Raw genomic sequence first — 23,362 nt, 5'->3', positions numbered from 1 at the left:
CCAAACGGATTTGCGGGCGGGAAAATACGGTTTGTTAGAGAAAGTATAATAATTATTATCAATTGCAGCAAGAGCAGGCATGATTTATACATCTGCAGGCACAAATATGCAGATGCCGCCCGCCGCCGGCAAACTTGCACCGTGGCGGCGATTGTTTTAAAGTTAGCAGACTGAGTCGGAGAAACCAAACATGAAAATCACCATAATCGGCGCAGGCTCTTGGGGAACTGCGCTTGCCATCCACTTTGCCCTGCACGGCCACGAAACTGCTGTGTGGTCGCGCAATCGCGAACACATGGAAAACCTGCGCCGCGATCGTGAAAACAAACGCTATCTGCCCGGCTTCGCCCTGCCCGCCGGTTTGGGCGCACACACCAGCCTGAGCGAAGCCTTGGAAGGTGCGGAGCTTGTATTGATTGCCACATCGGTTGCGGGCTTGCGCGGGAGTGCCGGACTGTTGGCAGAGCACGGTGCCGGCCATCTGCCAGTGTTGACCGCCTGCAAGGGGTTTGAGCAGGATACCGGCCTGCTGACCTTCCAGGTGGTAAAAGAAGTGCTGCCGGACAACCCCGATATCGGGGTGCTGTCCGGCCCCAGTTTCGCACAAGAATTGGCGCAGCAGCTGCCGTGTGCCGTGGTGCTCGCATCTGAAAACAAAGCATGGGTTGAAGGGTTGGTAGGCCGTCTGAACACCAATGTGTTGCGCCTGTATGGCAGCGAAGACACCATCGGCGTGGCAGTGGGCGGTGCCGTTAAAAACATCATGGCCATCGCCACCGGCCTTTCAGACGGCCTGGGCTACGGTCTCAACGCACGCGCGGCTTTGGTTACGCGAGGTTTGGCAGAAATCACCCGTTTGGCCGTTGCCATGGGCGCGCAGCCCAAAACCATGATGGGCCTGGCCGGCATAGGCGACCTGATTCTCACCTGTACGGGCGCCCTGTCGCGCAACCGGCGTGTCGGTCTGGGGCTGGCGGAGGGCAAGGAGCTGCACCAGGTATTAACCGAAATCGGCCATGTGTCGGAAGGCGTGAGCACCATCGAAGAAGTGTTCAACACTGCCTGCACCTACCAAATCGATATGCCCATCACGCAAACCCTGCTCCAGCTTATCCGCAAAGAGCTCGATGCCCGCCGGGTGGTTGAGCGTTTGATGGAGAGGGAAGCCCGCTTCGAATAACACGAACCCGCCGCAATACAGGCCGTCTGAAAAACATAACGTTCAGACGGCCTTATTTGACAGCCCCCGTTATCCCTACTATGCTTGCCCGGTAACCAACCGAGCGTACACAACATGAATCAGTTATTAGACAAACTCGAAGTCAATGTTTACCAGCTGGCGCAGAAATTCGAAACCCAGCTCGGTGAAAACAAACGCCTGCAAGAAGAAACCATCCGCCTTAACGAAGAGCTTTCCCGTCAGCGCCTGGCGCAGGAGCAGCAGAAAAACGAACACAGGGCCGCAGTGGACGAATTGAGCGAAGCCTTGATGGTGCAGATGAGCAAGCTCAAGGCGGACATGGAAACGCAACACCGCAACACCATCGAAACCATACAGAGCCGGCACCTTGCTGCCACCGAGGCCGAGCAGGAAAAGCACCGCAGCGTAGTCGGGCAGATGCAGGCGCAAATCAATGCATTAACCGTTGAAAACCAAAAATACCGCAATGCTTTGGGTGCCAATGCCGAACATCTGCGCTCCCTGCTCGCCCGCCTGCCGCAGGAGGCCGAAACAACAGCACAAGAGGGCTTAAATTAATGAGTATCCAACAAGTCAGCCTCGAAATCATGGGGCGATCTTTCACCATCGGCACCCCCGCCGAAGAAAAAAACACGCTGCAGCAAGCCGTTTCCATGCTCAATCAGAAATTCGACGCCATCAAACAAAGCGGCCGCATCGTTGAAACCGATAAAATCGTGATCATGGCCGCGCTCAATCTCGTGCACGATCTGCTCAAGATGCCGATGAAAGACGATTTGGCAATCGGCGATTTTGAGCGTAAAATAACCGACATGACTAATGCTTGCGAAAAAGTTTTAAGTAAAACACAAGCCTGATTTTCTTTTCCCTGCGGTGTTCGCGAAGGCATACATTCCTTTGAACCAATACGTTCGCTTCAGGTTGCCGGGAGTTGCAGTGGGCGTGAGCGTCTGTAGAGATGTACCCGAAACTGCCCGAGGCAGCCGCCTTGTCAGCAAGGTTCAAGCGGATTCCGCCTAAACGGCACCTGCGGGGATTCCCTATACCGATACACCGCCTGCGAAGGGCGGTATTTCATTCGATATACGGTGTAGAAAAACATTCCGACTTTGGGTGCCTGCCCGATTTTCTTTGTTGATGCGGAGCCTTATCCGAAAGCCCCTAAACTGGATTGACAGCCGTTGTAATTTTCTATAAAATCGGCAGCTTTCTATATCTGTTTGGATTAGCTTTTATGAAAACCTTTTCAGCCAAGCCGCATGAAATAAAGCGCGAGTGGTTTGTGGTTGATGCCCAAGATAAAGTTCTTGGTCGCGTTGCCGCAGAAATCGCCCGCCGCCTGCGCGGCAAACACAAGCCCGAATACACCCCTCATGTCGATACCGGCGACTATATAATAGTGATTAACGCCGATAAACTGCGTGTAACCGGCAACAAGGTGCTTGATAAAAAATATTATCGACACTCAGGCTTTCCTGGCGGCATCTATGAGCGCAACTTTTCCGAAATGCAGGAGAAATTTCCCGGGCGCGTTCTGGAAAAAGCCGTTAAAGGTATGCTGCCCAAAGGCCCCTTGGGTTATGCCATGATTAAAAAACTGAAAGTGTATGCCGGTTCTGATCACGGCCATGCAGCCCAACAACCCAAAGTTTTAGAAATCTAAGGACACGACATGAACGGTAAATATTACTACGGCACAGGCCGCCGAAAAAGTTCAGTGGCTCGTGTATTTTTGCAAAAAGGCACTGGCCGGATTATCGTAAACGGCCGCCCCGTTGATGAATTTTTCGCCCGCGAAACCAGCCGTATGGTGGTTCGCCAACCTTTGGTGTTGACCGAGAATGTTGAATCTTTCGACATCAAGGTTAATGTAACCGGGGGGGGGGAAACCGGTCAGTCAGGTGCTATCCGCCACGGTATTACCCGTGCATTGATTGATTATAATGCCGATTTGAAATCTGCTCTGTCTCAGGCAGGTTTTGTTACCCGCGATGCCCGTGAAGTTGAGCGTAAAAAACCGGGTCTGCGCAAAGCCCGCCGTGCCAAGCAGTTTTCAAAACGTTAATCCGTTTTGCAGTTGGTGTTCAAAATCCCTGCTGAATATGCAGGGATTTTTGTTTTGGATGATGGGAGTTGTCGGAATATTGCGGCGGATGTTTTTCAAAAAGTCAATTCAAGCCTGAAAATACAAATGTTGGAAATAACCGTATTGTTTACGCAGCCGGTCGGGACGGCAGGCCTGTATATCGAAAGAAGCCTTTTCAGACGGCATGAAGGTATTTTGCAAGGACATGGATGTTGGAAAAGGTCGGGTTGTTTACACTTTTTATGCCAAACAGCTTTTGTTTTTTTGCTGGAATGATGGTTTCGTGATTTTCGAGCATTCTCAAGAACGATGCGGCTTCGCCGTGCCTTTCGGCATTCTTGACAACCCTCAAAAATCCCAAAATGGGTCTGCATGCAAAAAACGGAAAGTGTAAACAACGCTGGAATTTCCTACACATGAGATTGTTTGAGGCATCCGGCCAGCTCTTTCTGTGGGGTGGCAGCTGTTACCGGTTCAAATAGTAGTGTTGACGGCGTTGCACTTCAAATTGTCGGAATTGGGTTGGGTGGTGATGCAGTGCCGGTAGGCGCGTAGGCGGGTTATACGGCATTGCCTTCTGAGCGCGGTAAACAATGTTGGTATTTTTGCACTGTAATTGACATGGCGAAGTAAGAATTTTGCGACATAAAAGTAAATTTGTTTCTTATTTTCAAATATTTTTTGCATATTGACGGCAGTGAAATAAATGGTGGGGACTGCCGAGTTTGGCCGAATGTTTTGCAAGATGCTTCAATATTGGCGGTGTGTCCCCCCCCCTGTAAATCTTTAGGGCTGCCCGGCTGTCGGGTATAATCCATACTTTCATCCGACAACTCCCTTTGGAGAACCGCTCATGTTAATTTGCAACCCCTATGAGATTGTGATTCACGGCACCACCGGAAACGGTAAGGTGTTCCGCCCTAGTGATTGGGCGGAGCGTTTGTGCGGCATTCTGTCATCGTTCGACAAAGGCCACCGCCTCTCTTATCATGAATGGGTGCGTCCGATTCTGGTTGATAAAATCCGCTGTGTGGCGGTAGATAAAAAGTTGGAGGAAATTAATCCGCCGATGTTTCGTTTTTTGATGGACTTTGCTGCAGATAATGATTTACGCGTGATGGATTGTAAAGCACTGATAGACGAGCGGGCGAAAGAGGATGTTGGCGCGGGGCAAGAGCGTGTATCGCTGTCGCAGGCTATTCAGGAAAAGCAGGCTGTAGAGCAACAAGCTGCAACAGTTGGAGCCTCATTGGCGGCAGAGAGCGTGTTGCGTGAAATCAGTGCGGAGGATACTGCAGTTGCTTTTGCTGCGTTGAGTATATTGAGGTCGGGTATCACTGATGTAACCCGTTTCGTGGAGCAGGTCAATAAGCGGCAGCGTCCGCAAGGCTACCGGCTGTTCGGTATTTTTGAAGAAGGCAAAGCCAATGCTGTGGCTGTTTGTGGTTTTCGCGAGAAAATCGATTTTGCGAGTGGCCGCCACCTTCATATTGACGATATCGTTACCATTCCTCATGGTCGTAGTAAAGGCTATGCTGCCCGTTTGTTGGCTGAAGTGCGCCGTATTGCAGAAGAAGGGGGTATAGGCAAAATCCGGGTGTCGTCTGACGTGGGTAGTGAACGCACTTCCGCGCACCGTCTATATTTTGAAAACGGTTTTGAAATTGATGCTTTTCATTTCTCTTGCAAGATTAACGGATAACTTTGGTGTTAAGGTGAATACGCTCTGCCATGTAAAGGATATATCGTGAAATATTTGTATTCAGCCGCTCTTGCTGTTTTGTTGGCAGCCTGCGCCCAGTCAGGCGGCGGCCATAGCCAGCTCTACGGTGAAATTAAGGGAGGAGTGGAAACTTCGAGAACCCGTATTGGGCAATAGATAATATAAAGATAATAAATTTGTCAGGCTGTATATTTTTAGCTTATAGGCCGTCTGAAAAATACGGTTTACACAAACCGTATTTTTCAGACGGCCTATAAAAATGTAAACCGTTGCTTGTTTTAAAAGCAGTCAAGATAGAAACAGTTTTGAAAACAAAGTTTTTCTTGAAAGATGTTTGCCGGCTGTGTTATAGTGCACTGCTTGGCAGTGTGCCAAGTATGTTTTTTTGTGCAATAGCTGATCAATCGTAATCAGCCCTTTATTAAAAAAAGGAAAATAATCATGACGTTAGGTCTGATTGGGCGCAAAGTGGGCATGACCCGTGTGTTTAACGAACAGGGTGCTTCTGTTCCGGTAACCGTGTTGGATATGTCTGCTAACCGCGTCACTCAAGTAAAATCCAAAGATACCGATGGCTATGCCGCCGTTCAGGTTACCTTTGGTCAGAAAAAAGCAAGCCGTGTGAACAAAGCCGAAGCCGGCCACTTCGCCAAAGCAGGAGTGGAAGCGGGGCGGGGCTTGATGGAGTTTGCTGTTTCTGCGGAAAAATTGGGCGGGTTGAAGGTGGGCGGAGAAGTTACCGTTGCCATGTTTGAAGCCGGTCAATTAGTCGATGTAACCGGTACCTCTAAGGGTAAAGGTTTCTCGGGTACTATCAAGCGCCATAATTTCGGCGCGCAACGTACTTCTCACGGTAACTCCCGTTCGCACCGTGTTCCCGGTTCTATCGGTATGGCGCAAGATCCCGGCCGTGTATTTCCGGGTAAGCGTATGGCCGGTCAATATGGTAACACTAGGGCAACTGTCCAAAATCTGGAAATTGTGAGAGTGGATGCCGAGCGCCAGCTGTTGTTGGTCAAGGGTGCCGTTCCCGGGGCAGTAAACAGTGATGTGGTGGTGCGTCCCAGTGTGAAGGTAGGTGCGTAATGGAATTAAAAGTAATTGATGCTACAGGGCAGGTTTCGGGCAGTTTGGCTGTTTCCGATGTTTTATTTGCCCGTGAATACAATGAAGCGTTGGTTCATCAGCTGGTTACTGCTTTCTTGGCAAATGCCCGCTCAGGCAATCGTGCTCAGAAAACTCGTGCAGAAGTAAAGCACTCTACCAAAAAGCCGTGGCGTCAGAAAGGTACCGGTCGTGCGCGCTCCGGTATGACCTCTTCTCCGCTGTGGCGCAAAGGGGGGCGTGCGTTTCCCAACAAGCCTGATGAAAACTTTACCCAAAAAGTCAACCGAAAAATGTACCGTGCCGGTATGGCGACTATTCTGTCGCAATTGGTTCGTGACGAGCGTCTTTTTGCTATTGATGCGCTAACTGCTGAAACACCGAAAACGAAGGTATTTGCAGAACAGGTGAAAAATCTAGGCTTGGAGCAGGTTTTGTTTGTTACTAAGCAGTTGGATGAAAATGTTTATCTGGCTTCGCGTAATTTGCCTAACGTATTGGTTTTGGAAGCCCAGCAAATTGATCCTTACAGCTTGCTGCGTTACAAAAAAATAGTGATAACCAAAGATGCGGTTGCACAGTTGGAGGAGCAGTGGGTATGAATCAGCAACGTTTGACTCAAGTGATTTTGGCACCTGTTGTTTCCGAAAAAAGCAATTTGTTAGCCGAAAAGCGCAATCAGATGACTTTCAAAGTATTGCCCAATGCAACCAAGCAGGAAATCAAAGCTGCTGTTGAGTTGCTGTTTGGTGTCGAAGTAGTTTCTGTAACTACTGCGACCACTAAAGGCAAAACTAAACGTTTTGGCCGCACTATCGGCCGGCGCAGCGATGTGAAAAAAGCTTATGTTGGCTTGGCTGCCGGTCAGGAGTTGGATTTGGAAGCTGCTGCGGCAACTGCAGATAAGGAATAAGTAACATGGCTATTGTAAAAATGAAGCCTACCTCTGCTGGCCGTCGCGGTATGGTTCGCGTAACCACGGAAGGTTTGTATAAAGGCGCGCCGTATGCCGCTTTGGTTGAGAAGAAGAGCTCTACTGCCGGTCGCAATAATAACGGCCATATCACCACCCGCCACAAAGGTGGCGGGCATAAGCACCACTACCGTGTGGTGGACTTTAAGCGTAATAAAGACAGTATTCCTGCAAAAGTAGAACGCATAGAGTATGATCCGAACCGAACTGCTCATATTGCCCTGTTGTGCTATGCAGACGGCGAGCGCCGCTATATTATTGCTCCGCGTGGTGTTAAAGTGGGTGCGGTATTGGTTTCTGGTGCTGAATCTGCGATTAAAGTGGGAAATACCCTACCTATCCGCAATATCCCAGTGGGTACAACCATTCATTGTATTGAGATGAAGCCGGGGAAAGGTGCGCAAATTGCACGCTCTGCTGGTGCTTCTGCGGTATTGCTTGCCAAAGAAGGTGTTTATGCTCAGGTTCGTCTGCGCTCGGGAGAGGTGCGCAAAATCCATGTGGATTGCCGTGCCACTATCGGGGAGGTGGGTAATGAAGAGCAGAGTCTGAAAAAAATCGGTAAAGCTGGAGCTAACCGTTGGCGCGGTATCCGACCGACTGTACGTGGTGTGGTAATGAATCCGGTTGACCACCCTCATGGCGGTGGTGAAGGTCGTACTGGTGAAGCGCGCGAGCCGGTTAGCCCGTGGGGTACGCCTTCCAAGGGCTATCGTACTCGTAACAACAAACGCACGGACAATATGATTGTTCGCCGCCGTTACTCAAATAAAGGTTAATTGATATGGCTCGTTCATTAAAAAAAGGCCCATATGTAGACCTGCATTTGCTGAAAAAAGTAGATGCTGCTCGTGCAAAAAACGACAAACGCCCGATTAAAACGTGGTCGCGTCGTTCAACTATTCTGCCTGATTTTATCGGTTTGACTATTGCTGTACATAATGGCCGTACCCATGTGCCGGTGTTTATCAGCGACAATATGGTCGGCCATAAATTGGGTGAGTTCTCATTGACCCGTACCTTTAAAGGCCACTTGGCTGATAAGAAGGCTAAAAAGAAATAAGGTGAATCATGAGAGTAAATGCACAACATAAAAATGCTCGTATCTCTGCACAGAAAGCCCGCTTGGTTGCAGACTTGATTCGAGGCAAAGACGTTGCTCAAGCTTTGAATATCTTGGCATTTAGCCCGAAAAAAGGTGCTGAACTAGTGAAGAAGGTGTTGGAGTCTGCTGTTGCCAATGCAGAGCATAATGACGGCGCCGATATTGATGAGCTTAAAGTGGTTGCTATTTTTGTTGACAAAGGGCCGAGTCTGAAACGTTTTCAGGCACGTGCCAAGGGTCGTGGTAACCGCATTGAAAAACAAACCTGTCATATCAATGTGACAGTAGGCAATTAAGGAAAAGCTATGGGACAAAAGATTAATCCTACCGGCTTTCGCTTAGCGGTAACCAAAGACTGGTCTTCAAAATGGTTTGCAAAAAGTAGCGATTTTTCAACTGTTTTGAAGCAGGATATTGATGTCCGCAACTATCTGCGCAAGCGCTTGGTGAATGCTTCTGTTGGTCGCGTTGTGATTGAGCGTCCGGCTAAATCTGCCCGTATTACCATTCATTCTGCCCGACCTGGTGTAGTAATCGGTAAAAAAGGTGAAGATATTGAAGTATTGAGACGTGATCTGCAAAACCTGATGGGCGTGCCGGTGCATATCAATATTGAAGAAATTCGTAAACCTGAGCTAGATGCGCAAATTATTGCCGATGGTATTGCTCAGCAGCTGGAAAAACGTGTTCAATTCCGTCGTGCTATGAAACGCGCTATGCAAAATGCTATGCGTGTTGGCGCAAAAGGTATCAAAATAATGACTTCCGGTCGGTTGAACGGTGCAGATATTGCCCGTAGCGAATGGTACCGTGAGGGGCGCGTTCCGCTGCATACTTTGCGTGCAAATGTTGACTACGCAACTAGTGAGGCTCATACTACTTACGGTGTTTTGGGTTTAAAAGTTTGGGTTTATACTGGCGAAGGCGGTGAAAAAGTAGTTCAAGTTAAGCCAGAGCAAGAGAAGAGACAAAGAAAAGCAGGAGGTCGTCATGCTGCAACCAACTAGACTCAAATACCGTAAACAGCAAAAAGGTCGTAATACCGGTATTGCTACCCGTGGTAATAAGGTGAGTTTTGGTGAGTTCGGTTTGAAAGCGATTGGTCGTGGTCGTTTGACTGCGCGCCAAATAGAAGCGGCTCGTCGTACTATGACACGGCATATTAAACGCGGTGGCCGCATTTGGATTCGCGTATTTCCTGATAAACCCATTACTGCAAAACCTGCAGAAGTTCGTATGGGTGGGGGCAAAGGTTCTCCAGAGTATTATGTGGCTGAAATCCAGCCCGGTAAAATGCTGTATGAAATGGATGGAGTATCAGAAAATTTAGCTCGCGAGGCATTTGAATTAGCCTCTGCTAAGCTGCCGATTCCGACAGTATTTGTGGTGAGACAGGTGGGGCAATAATGAAAGCGAATGAATTGAAAGACAAATCGGTGGAGCAATTGAATACGGATTTGCTTGATTTGCTGAAAACTCAATTTGGCCTACGTATGCAAAATGCTACTGGCCAATTAGGTAAACCTAGTGAATTAAAGAGAGTGCGTCGCGATATTGCCCGTGTCAAAACCATCTTAACTGAAAAAGGTGCTAAGTAATGAGCGAAACTAAAAATGTTCGTACTTTGCAGGGCAAAGTGGTTAGCGACAAAATGAATAAAACCGTTACCGTGTTGGTGGAGCGTAAAGTTAGGCACCCTCTTTATGGTAAAATTATCAGCCGTTCAACTAAGATTCATGCCCACGATGAGCAAAATCAATACGGTCTTGGTGATGTGGTTGTAATTGAAGAAACCCGCCCTTTGTCCAAAACCAAGTCTTGGGTTGTTAAAGAGCTGGTAGAAAAAGCCCGTTCCGTTTAAAAATTAAGACAGAATGGCTTAAAAAAGAAACGAGGTCTTGCATCAAGGTAAATTTATATGTAGACTTCGTTTCTTAATACTTCAGTTTTTCTTCTGAAAGTTTCTTCCCTTCGGGATCCAAGACTGGTTTACTAGAATCTTTATCAAGATATCAGATTGCTGGATACTAAAATTTTGGTATTTTAAGCTTTCTGAAAAAGGTAAATTAAGTTGGTTTTTTTAAAGGTAAAAAAATGATTCAAATGCAGACCATCTTAGATGTGGCTGATAACTCGGGTGCGCGTCGCGTGATGTGTATCAAAGTTTTGGGTGGGTCTAAGCGTCGCTATGCTTCCGTTGGCGACATTGTTAAAGTTGCAGTGAAGGATGCAACTCCCCGCGGTCGAGTGAAAAAGGGTGATGTTTATAATGCAGTAGTGGTTCGAACTGCGAAAGGTGTTCGTCGTCCCGATGGGGCTCTAATCAAATTTGATAATAACGCGGCGGTTTTATTGAATAACAAACTTGAGCCTTTAGGTACGCGCATTTTTGGTCCAGTAACTCGCGAGTTGCGCACAGAGCGCTTTATGAAAATTGTTTCGTTAGCCCCTGAAGTTTTATAAGGATTAGTAGTAATGAACAAGATTATTAAAGGCGATAGAGTAGTTGTTATTGCTGGCAAAGATAAGGGTAGACAAGGCCAGGTGCTTAGAGTGCTGGGAGATAAAGTTGTGGTTGAGGGTGTTAATGTTGCTAGGCGGCATCAAAAATCGAACCCGATGCGTGGCATTGAGGGCGGCATAATTATCAAAAATATGCCTTTGGCTATTTCAAATGTTGCTATTGTTAATCCTGAAACCAATAAGGCTGATCGTGTGGGTGTCAGATTGGTTGAGAGTGATGGAAAAATGAAACGTGTTCGCTTTTTCAAATCTAATGGTTCTATTATTGGAGTATAAGGAGATAAGATGGCTCGTTTGAGAGAGTTTTATAACAGTACGGTGATCCCTGGGTTGGTGAAGCAGTTTGATTACAAATCGGTTATGGAGGTACCTCGTATTGAAAAGATTACTTTGAATATGGGTGTTGGCGAGGCTGTTGCCGATAAAAAAGTAATGGAACATGCTGTTGCAGATTTAGAGAAGATTGCTGGTCAAAAGCCTGTAATAACTATGGCACGTAAATCTATTGCGGGTTTTAAAATTCGTGATAACTATCCGGTTGGTTGTAAAGTAACACTGCGTCAAGATCGAATGTTTGAATTTTTAGATCGCTTGGTGACGATTGCTTTGCCGCGTGTGCGTGATTTCCGTGGGGTAAGCAGTAAATCTTTTGATGGTAGCGGTAACTATAATATGGGTGTTCGAGAGCAAATTATTTTTCCGGAAATCGAATACGACAAAATTGATGCTTTGCGTGGCTTGAATATCACTATTACAACAACTGCTAAAACAGATGAGGAAGCAAAAGCCCTGTTGTCGTTGTTTAAATTTCCATTCAAAGGGTAACTTATGGCTAAAAAGGCACTTATCAACCGAGAAATAAAACGTATTGCTTTAGCGAAAAAATATACCGCTAAGCGTGAGGCTATTTTTGCTGTTATTAATGATTCGAATGCTTCGGATGAAGAACGTTTTCAGGCACGTTTGAAGCTTCAGGCGATTCCACGTAATGCTGCACCTATTCGCCAACGTCGTCGTTGTGCTTTAACTGGTCGGCCACGCGGTACTTTCCGGAAGTTTGGTTTAGGCCGTATTAAAATCCGTGAAATTGCTATGCGTGGCGAGATTCCGGGTGTTGTTAAAGCTAGCTGGTAATAGGAGTAATAATTATGAGTATGCATGATCCTATTTCCGATATGTTGACTCGTATCCGAAATGCACAGCGTGCAAATAAAACTGCAGTGGCTATGCCCTCTTCTAAGCTGAAGTTTGCTATTGCTAAAGTTTTGAAAGAGGAGGGTTATATTGAAGATTTTTCGGTTTCTGTAGATGCAAAACCTATCTTGGAAATCCAGTTGAAATATTATGCGGGTCGTCCCGTTATTGAGCAAATTAAGCGCGTATCTCGTCCTGGTTTGCGTATTTATAAGGCCTCACGCGAAATTCCTAGTGTAATGAATGGTTTGGGTATAGCAATTGTTAGCACTTCTAAGGGTGTAATGACTGACCGTAAAGCACGTTTTGAGGGCGTGGGTGGTGAGTTATTATGTATCGTTGCCTAGTGGAGAAGAAATATGTCACGTGTAGCTAAAAGTCCAGTGACTGTTCCTGCTGGCGTAGAAGTAAAATTTGGAACAAATGCTATTGTTGTTAAAGGTAAGAATGGTGAATTGTCTTTACCATTAACCGATAATGTAGTTATTGAATTAAATGATGGTCAATTGACCTTTATGGCTAAAGATGATAGTAAACAGGCTAATGCAATGTCTGGTACTGTACGGGCTTTAGTTAATAATATGGTTAAAGGTGTTTCTGAGGGTTTTGAGAAGAAGCTGCAGCTGATTGGTGTGGGGTATCGTGCTCAAGCTCAGGGTAAGGTGTTGAATTTGTCCTTGGGTTTTTCTCACTCTATTGTTCATGAGATGCCGGAAGGGATTTCAGTACAAACTCCAAATCAAACAGAAATTATTTTGGCAGGTGCCGATAAACAGGTTGTTGGTCAAGTTGCTGCCGAAATCCGCGCTTATCGCTCGCCAGAGCCTTATAAAGGTAAAGGTGTGCGTTATATTGGCGAAGTGGTGGTAATGAAAGAAGCCAAAAAGAAATAATTGAGGGTTTTCTGATGAATAAACATGTAATTCGGATCCGTCGTGCACGTAAAACCCGTGCTCGTATTGCAGATTTGAAAATGGTTAGATTGTGCGTATTTCGTTCAAACAACCATATTTATGCTCAAGTCATTAGCGCAGAGGGCAATAAAGTTTTGGTTCAAGCTTCTACTTTAGAAGTTGAAGTTCGCAATCAATTAAAATCAAGTAGTAATGTTGAAGCGGCAGCAGTTGTTGGTAGGCGTATTGCTGAGAAATCTAAAGCTGCAGGTGTTGAAAAAGTTGCTTTCGATCGTTCTGGTTTTCAATATCATGGTCGTGTGAAAGCTTTAGCTGAAGCTGCTCGTGAAAATGGTCTAAGCTTCTAAAGATTTGGAGATTTCAGATGGCAAAACATGAGGTTGAAGAGCGTGGTGACGGCTTAATTGAGAAGATGGTGGCTGTCAATCGTGTAACAAAAGTAGTTAAAGGTGGCCGTATTATGGCTTTCTCGGCTCTGACAGTAGTTGGTGATGGCGATGGGCGTATCGGCATGGGCAAAGGTAAATCTAAAGAAGTGCCAGTTGCTGTACAGAAAGCTATGGATCAGGCACGTCGTTCAATGATTAAAATACCTTTGAAAAATGGTTCTATTCATCATGAAGTGATTGGTAAGCATGGTGCAACCCGTGTATTCATGCAGCCTGCTAAAGAAGGTAGTGGTGTAAAAGCAGGTGGGCCTATGCGTTTGGTTTTTGATGCTATGGGTATTCATAACATTTCGGCAAAGGTACATGGTTCTACTAATCCGTATAATATTGTACGAGCTACATTGGATGGCTTGTCTAAGCTATATACTCCTGCTGATATTGCTACAAAACGCGGTTTGACTGTTGAGGATATTTTAGGAGTTAATTATGACTGAGCAAAAGACAATTAAAGTAACTTTGGTTAAAAGTTTGATTGGTACTATCGAAAGCCATCGTGCTTGTGTGCATGGTTTAGGTTTGCGTCATCGTGAACATGCTGTGGAGGTCTTTGATACTCCTGAAAATCGTGGCATGATAAATAAAATTAGATACTTGCTGAGAGTGGAGTTTTAAATATGTTTTTAAATACTATTCAACCCTCCGAAGGTTCGACTCAAGCTAAACGACGTATGGGTCGTGGCATTGGTAGCGGTTTGGGTAAAACTGGTGGTCGTGGCCATAAAGGTCAGAAAAGCCGTGCAGGCGGTTTTCACAAAGTGGGCTTTGAGGGGGGGCAAATGCCTTTGCAGCGCCGTCTCCCCAAGCGCGGTTTTAAATCATTCACCTCGGTTGAAAATGCCGAAGTTAGATTAGATAAACTGGAATTGGTTGCTGTAAATGAAATTAGTGTATTGGTTTTGAAACAGGCTGGCTTAGTAGGCGCAGATGTATCGAATGTAAAAGTTATCGCTTCTGGAGCCATCAGTAAGGTGGTCAATTTGAAAGGTATTAAAGCTACTAAAGGTGCTAGAGTAGCTATTGAGGCTGCTGGCGGTAAAGTAGAAGAATAAGATTTGGATATATTTTAAGTGGCTAATCAACTTTTCTCATCAGGTTTATCTAAATTTGGTGACTTGAGGAAGCGTCTATTGTTTCTGTTGGGTGCATTGATTGTATTTCGTATTGGTGCACATATTCCTGTACCTGGGGTTGATGCGGCTGCCTTGGCTAAGTTATACGAAAGCGCAAGTAGTGGTATCTTGGGTATGTTGAATATGTTCTCGGGAGGATCACTGGAGCGCTTTAGTATTTTTGCGATTGGCATTATGCCGTATATCTCATCATCAATTATCGTTCAGCTGGCCTCTGAGATTCTTCCCTCATTAAAGGCCTTGAAAAAGGAAGGAGAGACGGGGAGAAAAATTATTACCAAATATACTCGTTATGGAACAGTTGCTTTGGCAGTTATGCAAAGTTTTGGTGTGGCTACCTTTGTTTATCAGCAAAATGTGGTAGTAGTATCGCAGTTGGAATTTTTCATATCTACTGTGGTTTGCTTGGTGACTGGAACAATGTTTTTGATGTGGCTTGGTGAGCAAATAACCGAGCGGGGAATAGGTAATGGTATTTCATTGATTATTACAGCAGGCATTGTAGCTGGTATTCCGGCAGGAGTAGCTCAATTGATTACTCTTACAAGCCAAGGATCAATAAGTATGTTGGCAGCTATTTTTATCGCGATAGGTGCTTTGTTGTTGGTTTATGTTGTAGTGTATTTTGAAAATGCTCAACGTAAAGTGCCTATTCATTATGCTAAACGCCAGTCAGGTAGTAGGGTTTTACAAGGGCAGAATACCCATATGCCTTTTAAGTTAAATATGGCTGGTGTGATTCCGCCAATTTTTGCTTCAAGTATTATTCTGTTCCCGTCAACGCTTTTAAGTTGGTTTGGCTTTGCAGATTCAGATAGTTGGTTACATAAAGTGGCAGGTTTGTTACAGCATGGTCAGCCTGTGTATATTCTACTGTTTGCGGCAACTATTATTTTCTTTTGTTATTTCTATACGGCGTTAGTATTTAGCCCTAAAGAGATGGCTGAAAATTTGAAGAAAAGTGGAGCATTTATTCCTGGGATTCGTCCAGGAGAGCAAACCTCTAGATATTTGGAAAAAGTTGTGTTGCGTTTAACTTTGTTTGGTGCTTTATATATAACCATTATTTGCTTAATTCCAGAGTTTTTGACTACAGCTTTGAGTATTCCTTTCTATTTGGGTGGAACCTCATTGTTAATTTTGGTTGTAGTAACTATGGATTTTCATACGCAAATTGCCTCATATAGAGTTACGCAGCGATATGAATACTTGATTAAGCAACCTGATATGAAATCATTATCTAGTAAGTAAATTATGGCTAAAGAAGATACCATACAAATGCAAGGTGAGATTCTTGAGACCTTGCCAAATGCAACTTTTAAAGTAAGGCTCGAAAATGACCATATTGTTTTAGGGCACATCTCAGGCAAAATGCGTATGCATTATATCCGGATTTCTCCGGGGGATAAGGTTACTGTGGAGATGACTCCTTATGATTTGACTCGGGCACGTATCGTGTTTAGGGCTAGATAAATTATTTAAGAAAGGAAATAAAATGCGTGTACAACCTTCTGTAAAGAGGATTTGTCGTAACTGCAAAATTATTCATCGTAATCGTGTAGTTCGTGTAATTTGTACTGATCCTCGCCATAAGCAACGTCAAGGCTAATTTAATATTTAGTTAAACTTAATTTGTAGTATAATCATTAAATTTTGCCCGTAAAGGAAAAAATATGGCCCGTATTGCAGGGGTAAACATCCCTAATAATGCCCATATCGTAATTGGATTGCAGGCTATTTACGGTATTGGTTTTGCTCGTGCTAAATTGATTTGTGAGGCTGCGAAAATTGAGCAGATAACAAAAGTAAAAGATTTAGATGAGTTTCAATTAGAAGCGTTGCGTGAGCAAGTTTCTAAGTATGAAGTAGAAGGTGATTTGCGTCGCGAAGTGACGATGAGCATTAAGCGTTTGATGGATATGGGCTGCTATCGCGGTTTGAGACATCGGCGTGGCTTGCCTTGTCGTGGTCAGCGTACGCGTACCAATGCACGCACTCGTAAAGGCCCGCGCAAAGCGATTGCTGGTAAAAAATAATTTTTAAGGATTTGATTAATGGCTAAAGCAAACACAGCTTCACGTGTACGCAAAAAAGTACGTAAAACCGTGAGTGAAGGTATTGCGCATGTTCATGCTTCTTTCAATAATACCATCATTACTATTACAGACCGTCAAGGCAATGCATTGTCTTGGGCTACCTCAGGCGGTGCTGGTTTTAAAGGTTCTCGTAAAAGTACACCTTTTGCTGCTCAGGTGGCAGCAGAAGCGGCTGGTAAAGTTGCCCAAGAGTATGGAGTTAAAAATTTAGAAGTTCGCATCAAAGGTCCGGGACCTGGTCGTGAGTCTTCTGTTCGCGCACTCAATGTTTTGGGTTTCAAGATTACCAGCATTACAGACGTTACCCCATTGCCCCATAATGGCTGCCGTCCGCCTAAGAAACGTCGTATTTAATTATTGGAGTGATTTGAGATATGGCACGTTATATTGGCCCTAAATGTAAATTGGCTCGTCGTGAAGGTACAGATTTATTTTTAAAGAGTGCGCGCCGTTCTTTGGAATCCAAGTGTAAAATTGATTCTGAGCCTGGTCAGCATGGAGCTAAAAAGTCTCGTCTTTCCGACTATGGTCTGCAGTTGCGTGAAAAACAAAAGATCCGTCGTATGTATGGCGTTTTGGAGCGCCAGTTCCGCCGCTATTTCGCAGAAGCTGCTCGTCGTAAAGGTTCTACTGGTGAGTTATTACTCCAGTTGTTGGAGTCACGTTTAGACAATGTTGTGTATAGAATGGGTTTTGGTTCTACTCGTGCGGAAGCACGTCAATTAGTATCGCACAAAGCTATTACTGTAAATGGTCAGGTGGTAAGTATCCCTTCTTATCAAGTTAAGGCTGGCGATGTTGTAAGAGTTCGCGAAAAAGCTAAAAAACAAGTACGCATTCAAGAGGCCTTGAGTTTGGCAACGCAAATTGGCTTACCTGGTTGGGTTTCTGTTGATATAGACAAAATGGAAGGCATATTTAAGAATATGCCTGATCGCTCGGAGTTAACTGGCGATATTAATGAACAGCTGGTGGTAGAGTTCTACTCTAAATAATTACTAGCTATAGAGAGGGACAGTTAAATGCAAAACAGCACTTCTGAATTTTTGAAACCTCGTCAAATCGATGTAGATAACTTGTCTGCCAGCCGTGCAAGAGTATCTATGCAGCCGTTTGAACGTGGTTTTGGCCATACTTTAGGTAATGCTTTGCGTCGTATCTTACTGTCATCCATGAGCGGTTTTGCACCTACTGAAGTGGCTATTACTGGTGTTTTGCATGAGTATTCTACTGTCGAAGGGATTCAGGAAGATGTTGTCGATATTTTGTTGAACCTGAAAGGCGTAGTTTTTAAATTGCATGGACGCAGTCAAGTTCAGTTAATTTTGAGAAAATCTGGAGCAGGCATAGTAGTGGCAGGCGATATTAGCCTGCCACATGATGTGGAAATCATTAATCCCGAACATATTATTTGCCATCTTGCAGAAAATGGTCAGATTGAGATGGAAATCAAGATAGAGCAGGGGCGCGGTTACCAGTCTGTTTCTGGTCGTCGGATTATTCGCGATGAAAACCGACAAATTGGCGCAATTCAGTTGGATGCAAATTTTTCGCCTATTAATCGTGTGAGTTTTGAAGTTGAGCCGGCACGTGTAGAGCAGCGTACGGATTTGGATCGTTTGGTATTGGATATCGAAACAGATGGTTCTATTGATCCGGAGGAGGCGGTTCGTAGTGCTGCACGTATTTTGATTGAGCAAATGTCTGTTTTTGCTGATTTGCAGGGAACACCACTTGAAGAGATAGAAGAAAAAGGACCTCCCATTGATCCGATTCTGTTGCGCCCTGTAGATGATTTAGAGCTGACAGTACGTTCGGCTAACTGTTTGAAAGCTGAAGATATTTATTATATTGGTGATTTAATTCAGCGTACCGAGACAGAACTTTTAAAAACACCGAATTTGGGTAGAAAATCTTTGAATGAAATCAAAGAGGTTTTAGCTTCAAAAGGGTTGACATTGGGTTCAAAACTGGAAGCTTGGCCACCAGTAGGCTTGGAAAAACCGTAAGTTTAAAGATTATTAAAGATTAAAGGATAAGTAAGATGCGTCATCGTAATGGCAATCGTAAATTAAATCGTAGTAGCAGCCATCGGACTGCGATGCTACGGAATATGGGTAATTCTTTATTGAGCTGTGAAACCATCATAACTACTTTGCCAAAAGCTAAAGAGTTGCGTCGTGTGGTAGAGCCCTTAATTACTTTGGGCAAAAAGCCTTCTTTGGCTAATCGTCGCTTAGCATTCAACCGTACCCGTGACAGAAATGTTGTTGTAAAACTGTTTGATGAACTGGGTCCACGTTTCGCTACTCGTAACGGTGGTTATATTCGTATCTTGAAATACGGTTTCCGAAAGGGAGACAATGCACCATTGGCATTGGTTGAATTAGTGGATAAAACTGAAGAATAAGTTAACAGTATTGTTGTAAGTAAAAACTGTATCAGAATTTGAATTGAATTACACGTCATAAGTTGGACACTATCCCAACTTATGACGTGAAGTTTTTATGGTAAAGTATTCAAATGGATTCAGATTGGAAGTCGTGAAATACTATCTGCAGGCATGGTGAAAAACACAAAGCCGTTCGACTTTCGATTCAGTCAGTAGGATGTTTACAGAGATGTTTAAGCAAGGGGCTGTACTAGATAACTAGGGAAATTTAACTTCAGGTTAGAACAATCCCTATGAGGAAAAGTCGTTTAAGTCAGTACATGTCCACGACCGTCAAAAACTGACCACTTTAAAACCGGAACCGGCAGTTTGGTTGTAACCATCCCACGGGGGGTAAATCTCCTTTATCACAGGCGCAATGCCTATCTTCTTTTTGTCCTTCAAACGGTAACTCTCTCCACTTATCCGAACAACATGACAATGACGGAGTAATCTGTCCGACATGGCGGCAGTCAAAGCCGTATCGTTGGCAAAAGCCCCGGCCCGCCGGCTGAACGGCAAATCGGCCGTCAGAATCATGCTGCCCCGCCCATACCGTTTGGCCGCAACATTGAAGAACAGGTTGGCGTCTTCCCTTCCAAACGGTAAACAGCCGGTTTCATCAATCACCGGCAGCCTCGGACCCATAACCGAACCTTGCAGATAAGATTTCCGCTTTCCTCGATTATGCGCCGCCGGTTGCAGCATCAAATCGGCTGCCGTTACGAAACGGATTTTGATACCCGCCATTACTGCCGGATAAGCCAAAGAAACAGCCAAATGGGTTTCACCTGCCCGGCCGGGGCCCGGCAGCACCGCATTTTCGTGCTTTTAGATAAAACTTAAGTCCGACAACTCCGTCAATCGGGCTTAGGGCGCACCCGTTGCAAAGTTAAAGCCATATTCCGTCATCGTTTTGACGGAGGGCCGTCCTGCCGGTTTCAACAAAGCTGCCTGCGTTCTGCTGTTTTTGGCTTTGAACCCTGCATCCGGCAGCTGTTCGATAAAGTCGGCATACGGGCTTTTTTCAGCCGAATGCTGCGGGCAGCCAAAGGCCGTCTGAAGGCGGTGTCGGGCCGGGATGGCAGCACGGTGGAGTCAATGCCGTCCATCGCCCGTTCGAAAGAGGCCGGCAACGTTGCGCCGCTATCCTGCAACGCCGTTTCAAGGCGGAAAAGCCAAATGGGAAACGGGTAAGGGCTGCCACGGAGCTCAATAATGCAGGAGAAAAGTTGTATCTTTCTCCGCTGATGGATTGGTTCAACAAGGCAATCATCGGTTGCCGGATTCGATGCCGGTGGGGAAAAGCGCAACTGTTGCCGCTGACGGACTGGTTTAACGGAGAAATCATCGGTTGCCGCACCCCCACCCGGCCTGCTTTCAATTTGGCCGGCAAGATGTTGAAAGAGGCATTTAAGCAATCAAGATAGTGTGTGAAAGTGTCAATGCCGTTGGTGTATTCTTTCGGCAACAACCAAGCCGTACCCTGCTTTTGCGGGGCATTTTTCTGTTTGGTATTGTTAATTTATGCTGTTAATCCGTAACGGGTTTTGTCGTATTCCGTTTGATTCTTCAGCAGGTGGAAGGCGATGGTTACCAGCTTTCGCATAATTGCAACAATGATGAGTTTCGGCGGTTTTTTCTTGGCTTTCAGACGGCCGATAAAGGCGGGAAAGGCTTTCATGCGGTAGGCAACCAATGCGGGCATGTATAGAGCCGCCCGTTCCTGGCTTTTGCCTGTTTTGGAAATGCGCGGCCTGCCGTTTATGCTGGTGCCTGATTGGTTCTGCTTGGGGTCTAGACCAAGATAGGCGGCCAGTTGGCGGGCTGTTTTCATCTTGGCCGTTACTGTAGCCAAAAGCACGGCGGCGGCGTTTTCGCCTATGCCTGTGATGGTTTTCAGGCGTTGGCGGTTTTTGTCGTAATCGGGATTGGCTTTGTAAAAGCTCTGCAAGTCTTTTTTAAGCGTCTGCAAATAGCGGCTCAAGTAGTCTATCGTTGCCTTTATGTGCCGTTTCAAGTAATCGGGGGCTGTTTGATACTTGGTCAGTTCTGCCGCCCGTTGTTTTTTGATGCGGGCTATATAGCGGGTCAGTTCCTGAAGCTGTTTTTGTGCGGATGTGGGACGCTGCCATGCTTCGGGATTCATGGCCTTGCAGTATCGTGCGATGAGTTTTGCATCTTGTTTGTCGGTTTTGCTTCTTTGCAATACGGCGTTTGCGAAGCCTTTTATTTTTCTTGGGTTGTCCACGCTTATTTTGTAATGGCCGTTGAGATATTCGGCCGGCGGTTCATGGTAGGTTCCTGTTGCTTCGCAGCAGCAGTACAGGCTTGGGTTGGCCTTATGGCCCTCCAGCCATGTTTTCAGCTTGGTGTAACCTGTGGGGCTGTTGCTGAACCGATGTTCATAAAAAAAGCCGTCTGAAATCAGACAGCAGTCTATGCTTGCTTTGCTCACGTCTATTCCCAAGTACATGGTGTTTTACCTTATAAATACGGGCTTTGCGCCTTAGATAGTGTTCAAGCTTGATGATTGGGGTAAGCCCCCGCTTCAATCTTTGGGACATGTTTTGAACATCGGCCGTACTTGAGAAGTCGGGGGCTTTGCTTGGTGTTTCGTCAAACGCCAAGCCCTGATGTATCCGCCTGAATCTGTCAGGGCTTGGGGCTTTTGCTTTATGGGGCGCTGCCCCATACCCCGCAATTCCCGCAGTTTCTGCCGCTGATTGGGCGGCGGCTGAGGCAGATTTTCTCAATTCCACACCCAAATCGGATAAACTCAAGCCATTGCCGTTTTCAGACGGCAACGTACCGAGACCGCGCCCGATAATCTTGGCAACAGAAGAAATCGCACCACCCCCGGCAAATTATCCAATGTGGCTCCTGCCGTCATAACGGCATGATGCGCGGCACCCAAGTCATTACCTTGTTTAATCGAACTTCCCAATTGTTCAGAATAAATATCAACGGCCTTTGAAGCTGCACTGCCGACTGCACCCGCAATAATTGCGGCATAGGCCGTCCGGGTAATTTTTGACGGCACTTTTACCTGATTGCCGTATTTTGTCGGGAAAGCTTGGGGCATCACGGCGTTTGTTGCCTCATCATGCGTTTGATGGCAGATTCGGCCTACCTGATAACCCATAACTGCACCTTAACCTACAGAGTTTGCACCGCGTTTGCCGATGCGCACGAGCGCAAAGGCAATAGAGATGCCCACTACTACCGCACCAATCGACAAAACGCCTGCTTTCAAACCGCCGGTTTCGGTTTTGACGGCACCAAGCAGATCGGCATCATCGGCCAATGCAACGGCTGGCATGGCGGCCATTGTGGCAACGGCCAAGCCTTTATACATTTTGTCTTTCAGGTTTTTCATGATTTTTTCCTTTCAAAGTTTAGTAAGTAAAAACAGGTCGGCGGTGTTTAAGGGGTCAATTCAAGGCACACCGCCCAAGCCCTGAATCTTTGTTCAGCTTTCGTCTGAGTAATACACGTTGTCTTTAAAGGCGCGCGGGAATACGCGCACGGTTACAAGCTGATTTTGCTTGATGTTTGCGTATTTTTCGGGCTGTTTTGTACGAACCTGATAAAGGTTAGTTGCCGTATCAGTGCGGGCAATCAGGCCGAGATAATGGGTTTTGCTGTAACTGCCGTCATCGTTTTTGCGCTCTCTCACAATCATGCGGTGGTCAAAGGCGGCGGTCATGTAAATGCCTTGAACGGGCGGCTGCGGGGTTGGGGTTCCGTTGCTCATGGCTTTTCCTTTCTTAAGGCCGCTTTCCGATAATTCCGCGGTTCAAAAATGCCCATTTGGGACTGATGGTTTCACTTAAAACGATGTTGTAATTCTCTTCGGTTATATCGGGTATCACCAATCCCCTGACTTCAACGGCATCTTTTGAGATACGGCTCAACGGCCACACCCCGGTTTTGCAGCTTGCGCCGCCATTGGGCAGAGCCGACCGAGCGGAACGAAAAATTAGACGTGGCAATCTTCCACAGGCTTTTTTTGTCAATGGTGGTGCGGATAAGCCTATAGCCCTTGTCTTCGGGAAGACGGCTGTCAATATGCTTTGCAATGTACTTGGCGACATAACGCGACAAGCCTTTGCTGTTGGTTTTGACCGGCAGCAGTTCGGCGCGGCCGAAACCGTATCTGCCCATGTTTTCTCGTATCAGCTTCCAAAGTTGGCGCAATGCGGGGTTGGCACTTTGGTAATTGCGGGCGGCAATAGCGGCAAAGTTCAGCCCACGCCGTATCTTCACGGGTGTTTACGATATTCAGGCCGAAGGTTTCTATAAATTGGTGTACGTTCAGCTCCAATGCGGTTGCAGATTTTTTGTGCGAAGTGGAAAACGCATTCAGTTTTGCGCTTTGTTTTGCCGCTCCGCTTTCAAACCTTTCATGAGTCGGGCAATTGCTTGTTTTG

At 45.9% G+C, this 23,362-nt stretch carries 42 protein-coding genes and 1 other RNA gene; 36 read left to right on the top strand and 7 right to left on the bottom strand.

Going from position 1 to position 23,362, the window contains the following annotated elements:
* Positions 1 to 190: 190 nt before the first annotated feature.
* From IR141_RS06205 to rpsI, 6 genes are all read left to right on the top strand, one after another.
* Positions 191 to 1,180 carry an NAD(P)H-dependent glycerol-3-phosphate dehydrogenase gene (locus tag IR141_RS06205; RefSeq protein ID WP_135034804.1) on the top strand — a complete coding sequence of 330 codons (990 nt, stop codon included), beginning with the start codon at positions 191 to 193 and terminating at the stop codon, positions 1,178 to 1,180.
* A 114-nt stretch (positions 1,181 to 1,294) separates the two neighbouring features.
* Positions 1,295 to 1,759 (top strand): hypothetical protein, encoded by a 465-nt coding sequence (locus IR141_RS06200; protein WP_135034802.1) that lies wholly within the window; start codon positions 1,295 to 1,297, stop codon positions 1,757 to 1,759.
* Positions 1,759 to 2,058 carry a cell division protein ZapA gene (locus IR141_RS06195; protein ID WP_135033353.1) on the top strand — a complete coding sequence of 100 codons (300 nt, stop codon included), beginning with the start codon at positions 1,759 to 1,761 and terminating at the stop codon, positions 2,056 to 2,058. The genes IR141_RS06200 and IR141_RS06195 overlap by 1 nt, the downstream gene beginning before the upstream one ends.
* Positions 2,059 to 2,063: 5 nt before the next feature.
* Positions 2,064 to 2,241: non-coding RNA, 6S RNA (ssrS, locus tag IR141_RS06190), on the top strand.
* Positions 2,242 to 2,435: 194 nt separating this feature from the next.
* Positions 2,436 to 2,864, top strand: coding sequence for a 50S ribosomal protein L13 (gene rplM, locus IR141_RS06185; protein ID WP_135034800.1), 429 nt, complete (start codon positions 2,436 to 2,438; stop codon positions 2,862 to 2,864).
* Between the two features lie 9 nt (positions 2,865 to 2,873).
* Positions 2,874 to 3,266 (top strand): 30S ribosomal protein S9, encoded by a 393-nt coding sequence (gene rpsI, locus IR141_RS06180; protein WP_135034798.1) that lies wholly within the window; start codon positions 2,874 to 2,876, stop codon positions 3,264 to 3,266.
* A 581-nt stretch (positions 3,267 to 3,847) separates the two neighbouring features.
* Here rpsI and IR141_RS06175 read toward each other — a convergent pair.
* Positions 3,848 to 4,105, bottom strand: a complete 258-nt coding sequence (locus IR141_RS06175) for a hypothetical protein (RefSeq protein ID WP_135034796.1) — start codon at positions 4,103 to 4,105, stop codon at positions 3,848 to 3,850.
* A gap of 35 nt (positions 4,106 to 4,140) precedes the next feature.
* On the opposite strand from IR141_RS06175, the gene IR141_RS06170 reads away from it, so the two are divergent.
* From IR141_RS06170 to rplQ, 29 genes are all read left to right on the top strand, one after another.
* Complete coding sequence (locus IR141_RS06170) at positions 4,141 to 4,989, top strand: GNAT family N-acetyltransferase (RefSeq protein ID WP_135034794.1); 849 nt, start codon at positions 4,141 to 4,143, stop codon at positions 4,987 to 4,989.
* A gap of 462 nt (positions 4,990 to 5,451) precedes the next feature.
* Positions 5,452 to 6,096, top strand: coding sequence for a 50S ribosomal protein L3 (gene rplC / locus IR141_RS06165; RefSeq protein ID WP_135033289.1), 645 nt, complete (start codon positions 5,452 to 5,454; stop codon positions 6,094 to 6,096).
* Entirely contained in the window at positions 6,096 to 6,716 is a 621-nt protein-coding gene (rplD, locus tag IR141_RS06160) for a 50S ribosomal protein L4 (RefSeq protein ID WP_135034791.1), read from the top strand. The genes rplC and rplD overlap by 1 nt, the downstream gene beginning before the upstream one ends.
* On the top strand, positions 6,713 to 7,027 hold the full coding sequence (gene rplW, locus IR141_RS06155; protein ID WP_135033472.1) for a 50S ribosomal protein L23: 315 nt from the start codon (positions 6,713 to 6,715) through the stop codon (positions 7,025 to 7,027). The genes rplD and rplW overlap by 4 nt, the downstream gene beginning before the upstream one ends.
* 5 nt (positions 7,028 to 7,032) lie before the next feature.
* Positions 7,033 to 7,866, top strand: a complete 834-nt coding sequence (gene rplB, locus IR141_RS06150; RefSeq protein WP_135034790.1) for a 50S ribosomal protein L2 — start codon at positions 7,033 to 7,035, stop codon at positions 7,864 to 7,866.
* 5 nt (positions 7,867 to 7,871) lie between these two features.
* The gene (gene rpsS, locus IR141_RS06145; protein ID WP_135034788.1) at positions 7,872 to 8,150 is read left to right on the top strand and encodes a 30S ribosomal protein S19; all 279 of its coding nucleotides are present in this window, start codon (positions 7,872 to 7,874) and stop codon (positions 8,148 to 8,150) included.
* 8 nt (positions 8,151 to 8,158) lie between these two features.
* A complete protein-coding gene (rplV, locus tag IR141_RS06140) occupies positions 8,159 to 8,488 on the top strand; it encodes a 50S ribosomal protein L22 (protein ID WP_135034785.1) in 330 nt (109 codons plus the stop codon).
* A 9-nt stretch (positions 8,489 to 8,497) separates the two neighbouring features.
* Positions 8,498 to 9,199 (top strand): 30S ribosomal protein S3, encoded by a 702-nt coding sequence (gene rpsC, locus IR141_RS06135; RefSeq protein WP_135034783.1) that lies wholly within the window; start codon positions 8,498 to 8,500, stop codon positions 9,197 to 9,199.
* Positions 9,183 to 9,599: a 50S ribosomal protein L16 gene (rplP, locus tag IR141_RS06130; protein WP_135034781.1), complete on the top strand. Its 417-nt coding sequence runs from the start codon at positions 9,183 to 9,185 to the stop codon at positions 9,597 to 9,599. Before rpsC ends, rplP begins: the two co-directional genes overlap by 17 nt.
* Positions 9,599 to 9,790: a 50S ribosomal protein L29 gene (gene rpmC, locus IR141_RS06125; protein WP_135034779.1), complete on the top strand. Its 192-nt coding sequence runs from the start codon at positions 9,599 to 9,601 to the stop codon at positions 9,788 to 9,790. Before rplP ends, rpmC begins: the two co-directional genes overlap by 1 nt.
* A complete protein-coding gene (rpsQ, locus tag IR141_RS06120; protein WP_135034777.1) occupies positions 9,790 to 10,053 on the top strand; it encodes a 30S ribosomal protein S17 in 264 nt (87 codons plus the stop codon). The genes rpmC and rpsQ overlap by 1 nt, the downstream gene beginning before the upstream one ends.
* Before the next feature lie 233 nt (positions 10,054 to 10,286).
* Positions 10,287 to 10,655 carry a 50S ribosomal protein L14 gene (rplN, locus tag IR141_RS06115; protein ID WP_135034775.1) on the top strand — a complete coding sequence of 123 codons (369 nt, stop codon included), beginning with the start codon at positions 10,287 to 10,289 and terminating at the stop codon, positions 10,653 to 10,655.
* A gap of 12 nt (positions 10,656 to 10,667) precedes the next feature.
* Positions 10,668 to 10,991 (top strand): 50S ribosomal protein L24, encoded by a 324-nt coding sequence (gene rplX, locus IR141_RS06110; RefSeq protein ID WP_135034773.1) that lies wholly within the window; start codon positions 10,668 to 10,670, stop codon positions 10,989 to 10,991.
* Positions 10,992 to 11,000: 9 nt separating this feature from the next.
* Positions 11,001 to 11,540: a 50S ribosomal protein L5 gene (gene rplE, locus IR141_RS06105; RefSeq protein ID WP_135034771.1), complete on the top strand. Its 540-nt coding sequence runs from the start codon at positions 11,001 to 11,003 to the stop codon at positions 11,538 to 11,540.
* 3 nt (positions 11,541 to 11,543) lie between these two features.
* Positions 11,544 to 11,849, top strand: coding sequence for a 30S ribosomal protein S14 (gene rpsN / locus IR141_RS06100; RefSeq protein ID WP_135034769.1), 306 nt, complete (start codon positions 11,544 to 11,546; stop codon positions 11,847 to 11,849).
* Positions 11,850 to 11,863: 14 nt separating this feature from the next.
* A complete protein-coding gene (gene rpsH, locus IR141_RS06095) occupies positions 11,864 to 12,256 on the top strand; it encodes a 30S ribosomal protein S8 (RefSeq protein ID WP_135034767.1) in 393 nt (130 codons plus the stop codon).
* Positions 12,257 to 12,268: 12 nt separating this feature from the next.
* Positions 12,269 to 12,802, top strand: a complete 534-nt coding sequence (gene rplF, locus IR141_RS06090) for a 50S ribosomal protein L6 (RefSeq protein ID WP_135034765.1) — start codon at positions 12,269 to 12,271, stop codon at positions 12,800 to 12,802.
* A gap of 14 nt (positions 12,803 to 12,816) precedes the next feature.
* Positions 12,817 to 13,170 (top strand): 50S ribosomal protein L18, encoded by a 354-nt coding sequence (rplR, locus tag IR141_RS06085; protein WP_135034763.1) that lies wholly within the window; start codon positions 12,817 to 12,819, stop codon positions 13,168 to 13,170.
* A gap of 17 nt (positions 13,171 to 13,187) precedes the next feature.
* On the top strand, positions 13,188 to 13,706 hold the full coding sequence (rpsE, locus tag IR141_RS06080; protein WP_135034761.1) for a 30S ribosomal protein S5: 519 nt from the start codon (positions 13,188 to 13,190) through the stop codon (positions 13,704 to 13,706).
* Positions 13,699 to 13,884 carry a 50S ribosomal protein L30 gene (rpmD, locus tag IR141_RS06075; RefSeq protein WP_135034759.1) on the top strand — a complete coding sequence of 62 codons (186 nt, stop codon included), beginning with the start codon at positions 13,699 to 13,701 and terminating at the stop codon, positions 13,882 to 13,884. Before rpsE ends, rpmD begins: the two co-directional genes overlap by 8 nt.
* A gap of 2 nt (positions 13,885 to 13,886) precedes the next feature.
* Positions 13,887 to 14,321: a 50S ribosomal protein L15 gene (gene rplO / locus IR141_RS06070; RefSeq protein ID WP_135034757.1), complete on the top strand. Its 435-nt coding sequence runs from the start codon at positions 13,887 to 13,889 to the stop codon at positions 14,319 to 14,321.
* 18 nt (positions 14,322 to 14,339) lie between these two features.
* Positions 14,340 to 15,653, top strand: coding sequence for a preprotein translocase subunit SecY (gene secY, locus IR141_RS06065; RefSeq protein ID WP_135034755.1), 1,314 nt, complete (start codon positions 14,340 to 14,342; stop codon positions 15,651 to 15,653).
* Between the two features lie 3 nt (positions 15,654 to 15,656).
* The gene (gene infA / locus IR141_RS06060) at positions 15,657 to 15,875 is read left to right on the top strand and encodes a translation initiation factor IF-1 (protein ID WP_135034753.1); all 219 of its coding nucleotides are present in this window, start codon (positions 15,657 to 15,659) and stop codon (positions 15,873 to 15,875) included.
* 22 nt (positions 15,876 to 15,897) lie between these two features.
* Positions 15,898 to 16,011 (top strand): 50S ribosomal protein L36, encoded by a 114-nt coding sequence (rpmJ, locus tag IR141_RS06055; RefSeq protein WP_135034751.1) that lies wholly within the window; start codon positions 15,898 to 15,900, stop codon positions 16,009 to 16,011.
* Between the two features lie 64 nt (positions 16,012 to 16,075).
* Positions 16,076 to 16,438 carry a 30S ribosomal protein S13 gene (gene rpsM / locus IR141_RS06050; protein WP_135034750.1) on the top strand — a complete coding sequence of 121 codons (363 nt, stop codon included), beginning with the start codon at positions 16,076 to 16,078 and terminating at the stop codon, positions 16,436 to 16,438.
* An 18-nt stretch (positions 16,439 to 16,456) separates the two neighbouring features.
* Positions 16,457 to 16,852 carry a 30S ribosomal protein S11 gene (rpsK, locus tag IR141_RS06045; RefSeq protein ID WP_135034749.1) on the top strand — a complete coding sequence of 132 codons (396 nt, stop codon included), beginning with the start codon at positions 16,457 to 16,459 and terminating at the stop codon, positions 16,850 to 16,852.
* Positions 16,853 to 16,872: 20 nt separating this feature from the next.
* Positions 16,873 to 17,493, top strand: a complete 621-nt coding sequence (rpsD, locus tag IR141_RS06040) for a 30S ribosomal protein S4 (protein WP_135034748.1) — start codon at positions 16,873 to 16,875, stop codon at positions 17,491 to 17,493.
* 27 nt (positions 17,494 to 17,520) lie between these two features.
* Positions 17,521 to 18,507 carry a DNA-directed RNA polymerase subunit alpha gene (gene rpoA, locus IR141_RS06035; protein ID WP_135034747.1) on the top strand — a complete coding sequence of 329 codons (987 nt, stop codon included), beginning with the start codon at positions 17,521 to 17,523 and terminating at the stop codon, positions 18,505 to 18,507.
* A 35-nt stretch (positions 18,508 to 18,542) separates the two neighbouring features.
* Positions 18,543 to 18,908 carry a 50S ribosomal protein L17 gene (gene rplQ, locus IR141_RS06030; RefSeq protein ID WP_135034746.1) on the top strand — a complete coding sequence of 122 codons (366 nt, stop codon included), beginning with the start codon at positions 18,543 to 18,545 and terminating at the stop codon, positions 18,906 to 18,908.
* A gap of 315 nt (positions 18,909 to 19,223) precedes the next feature.
* Here rplQ and IR141_RS06025 read toward each other — a convergent pair whose 3' ends face one another.
* On the bottom strand, positions 19,224 to 19,745 hold the full coding sequence (locus tag IR141_RS06025) for an ATP-binding protein (RefSeq protein ID WP_256359858.1): 522 nt from the start codon (positions 19,743 to 19,745) through the stop codon (positions 19,224 to 19,226).
* 416 nt (positions 19,746 to 20,161) lie between these two features.
* Between IR141_RS06025 and IR141_RS06020 the strand changes: the two genes are divergently transcribed.
* Positions 20,162 to 20,359 (top strand): hypothetical protein, encoded by a 198-nt coding sequence (locus IR141_RS06020; protein WP_135034745.1) that lies wholly within the window; start codon positions 20,162 to 20,164, stop codon positions 20,357 to 20,359.
* Positions 20,360 to 20,454: 95 nt separating this feature from the next.
* On the opposite strand, the gene IR141_RS06015 is transcribed toward IR141_RS06020, so the two are convergent.
* From IR141_RS06015 to IR141_RS14175, 5 genes are all read right to left on the bottom strand, one after another.
* A complete protein-coding gene (locus IR141_RS06015; protein WP_135034744.1) occupies positions 20,455 to 21,405 on the bottom strand; it encodes an IS110 family transposase in 951 nt (316 codons plus the stop codon).
* Between the two features lie 303 nt (positions 21,406 to 21,708).
* Complete coding sequence (locus IR141_RS06010) at positions 21,709 to 22,074, bottom strand: hypothetical protein (RefSeq protein ID WP_135034743.1); 366 nt, start codon at positions 22,072 to 22,074, stop codon at positions 21,709 to 21,711.
* Between the two features lie 9 nt (positions 22,075 to 22,083).
* A complete protein-coding gene (locus IR141_RS06005; protein ID WP_135034742.1) occupies positions 22,084 to 22,308 on the bottom strand; it encodes a hypothetical protein in 225 nt (74 codons plus the stop codon).
* 93 nt (positions 22,309 to 22,401) lie between these two features.
* Positions 22,402 to 22,686, bottom strand: a complete 285-nt coding sequence (locus tag IR141_RS06000; RefSeq protein ID WP_135034741.1) for a hypothetical protein — start codon at positions 22,684 to 22,686, stop codon at positions 22,402 to 22,404.
* Positions 22,687 to 22,817: 131 nt separating this feature from the next.
* On the bottom strand, positions 22,818 to 23,198 hold the full coding sequence (locus tag IR141_RS14175; RefSeq protein ID WP_194198382.1) for a hypothetical protein: 381 nt from the start codon (positions 23,196 to 23,198) through the stop codon (positions 22,818 to 22,820).
* Positions 23,199 to 23,362: the final 164 nt, after the last annotated feature.

The organism is Neisseria sp. 19428wB4_WF04 (genome assembly GCF_015235335.1).
In the GTDB taxonomy this organism is placed as follows: domain Bacteria; phylum Pseudomonadota; class Gammaproteobacteria; order Burkholderiales; family Neisseriaceae; genus Neisseria; species Neisseria musculi.
Note: the sequence above shows the minus strand (reverse complement) of the source record. Positions and strands in the feature narration are given on the sequence as shown.

Coding starts and splice junctions, on each gene's coding strand:
- IR141_RS06205 (WP_135034804.1), top strand. CDS start 191: ATGAAAATCACCATAATCGGCGCAGGCTCTTGGGGAACTGCGCTTGCC.
- IR141_RS06200 (WP_135034802.1), top strand. CDS start 1,295: ATGAATCAGTTATTAGACAAACTCGAAGTCAATGTTTACCAGCTGGCG.
- IR141_RS06195 (WP_135033353.1), top strand. CDS start 1,759: ATGAGTATCCAACAAGTCAGCCTCGAAATCATGGGGCGATCTTTCACC.
- rplM (WP_135034800.1), top strand. CDS start 2,436: ATGAAAACCTTTTCAGCCAAGCCGCATGAAATAAAGCGCGAGTGGTTT.
- rpsI (WP_135034798.1), top strand. CDS start 2,874: ATGAACGGTAAATATTACTACGGCACAGGCCGCCGAAAAAGTTCAGTG.
- IR141_RS06175 (WP_135034796.1), bottom strand. CDS start 4,105: ATGGATTATACCCGACAGCCGGGCAGCCCTAAAGATTTACAGGGGGGG.
- IR141_RS06170 (WP_135034794.1), top strand. CDS start 4,141: ATGTTAATTTGCAACCCCTATGAGATTGTGATTCACGGCACCACCGGA.
- rplC (WP_135033289.1), top strand. CDS start 5,452: ATGACGTTAGGTCTGATTGGGCGCAAAGTGGGCATGACCCGTGTGTTT.
- rplD (WP_135034791.1), top strand. CDS start 6,096: ATGGAATTAAAAGTAATTGATGCTACAGGGCAGGTTTCGGGCAGTTTG.
- rplW (WP_135033472.1), top strand. CDS start 6,713: ATGAATCAGCAACGTTTGACTCAAGTGATTTTGGCACCTGTTGTTTCC.
- rplB (WP_135034790.1), top strand. CDS start 7,033: ATGGCTATTGTAAAAATGAAGCCTACCTCTGCTGGCCGTCGCGGTATG.
- rpsS (WP_135034788.1), top strand. CDS start 7,872: ATGGCTCGTTCATTAAAAAAAGGCCCATATGTAGACCTGCATTTGCTG.
- rplV (WP_135034785.1), top strand. CDS start 8,159: ATGAGAGTAAATGCACAACATAAAAATGCTCGTATCTCTGCACAGAAA.
- rpsC (WP_135034783.1), top strand. CDS start 8,498: ATGGGACAAAAGATTAATCCTACCGGCTTTCGCTTAGCGGTAACCAAA.
- rplP (WP_135034781.1), top strand. CDS start 9,183: ATGCTGCAACCAACTAGACTCAAATACCGTAAACAGCAAAAAGGTCGT.
- rpmC (WP_135034779.1), top strand. CDS start 9,599: ATGAAAGCGAATGAATTGAAAGACAAATCGGTGGAGCAATTGAATACG.
- rpsQ (WP_135034777.1), top strand. CDS start 9,790: ATGAGCGAAACTAAAAATGTTCGTACTTTGCAGGGCAAAGTGGTTAGC.
- rplN (WP_135034775.1), top strand. CDS start 10,287: ATGATTCAAATGCAGACCATCTTAGATGTGGCTGATAACTCGGGTGCG.
- rplX (WP_135034773.1), top strand. CDS start 10,668: ATGAACAAGATTATTAAAGGCGATAGAGTAGTTGTTATTGCTGGCAAA.
- rplE (WP_135034771.1), top strand. CDS start 11,001: ATGGCTCGTTTGAGAGAGTTTTATAACAGTACGGTGATCCCTGGGTTG.
- rpsN (WP_135034769.1), top strand. CDS start 11,544: ATGGCTAAAAAGGCACTTATCAACCGAGAAATAAAACGTATTGCTTTA.
- rpsH (WP_135034767.1), top strand. CDS start 11,864: ATGAGTATGCATGATCCTATTTCCGATATGTTGACTCGTATCCGAAAT.
- rplF (WP_135034765.1), top strand. CDS start 12,269: ATGTCACGTGTAGCTAAAAGTCCAGTGACTGTTCCTGCTGGCGTAGAA.
- rplR (WP_135034763.1), top strand. CDS start 12,817: ATGAATAAACATGTAATTCGGATCCGTCGTGCACGTAAAACCCGTGCT.
- rpsE (WP_135034761.1), top strand. CDS start 13,188: ATGGCAAAACATGAGGTTGAAGAGCGTGGTGACGGCTTAATTGAGAAG.
- rpmD (WP_135034759.1), top strand. CDS start 13,699: ATGACTGAGCAAAAGACAATTAAAGTAACTTTGGTTAAAAGTTTGATT.
- rplO (WP_135034757.1), top strand. CDS start 13,887: ATGTTTTTAAATACTATTCAACCCTCCGAAGGTTCGACTCAAGCTAAA.
- infA (WP_135034753.1), top strand. CDS start 15,657: ATGGCTAAAGAAGATACCATACAAATGCAAGGTGAGATTCTTGAGACC.
- rpmJ (WP_135034751.1), top strand. CDS start 15,898: ATGCGTGTACAACCTTCTGTAAAGAGGATTTGTCGTAACTGCAAAATT.
- rpsM (WP_135034750.1), top strand. CDS start 16,076: ATGGCCCGTATTGCAGGGGTAAACATCCCTAATAATGCCCATATCGTA.
- rpsK (WP_135034749.1), top strand. CDS start 16,457: ATGGCTAAAGCAAACACAGCTTCACGTGTACGCAAAAAAGTACGTAAA.
- rpsD (WP_135034748.1), top strand. CDS start 16,873: ATGGCACGTTATATTGGCCCTAAATGTAAATTGGCTCGTCGTGAAGGT.
- rpoA (WP_135034747.1), top strand. CDS start 17,521: ATGCAAAACAGCACTTCTGAATTTTTGAAACCTCGTCAAATCGATGTA.
- rplQ (WP_135034746.1), top strand. CDS start 18,543: ATGCGTCATCGTAATGGCAATCGTAAATTAAATCGTAGTAGCAGCCAT.
- IR141_RS06015 (WP_135034744.1), bottom strand. CDS start 21,405: ATGTACTTGGGAATAGACGTGAGCAAAGCAAGCATAGACTGCTGTCTG.
- IR141_RS06010 (WP_135034743.1), bottom strand. CDS start 22,074: ATGGGTTATCAGGTAGGCCGAATCTGCCATCAAACGCATGATGAGGCA.
- IR141_RS06005 (WP_135034742.1), bottom strand. CDS start 22,308: ATGAAAAACCTGAAAGACAAAATGTATAAAGGCTTGGCCGTTGCCACA.
- IR141_RS06000 (WP_135034741.1), bottom strand. CDS start 22,686: ATGAGCAACGGAACCCCAACCCCGCAGCCGCCCGTTCAAGGCATTTAC.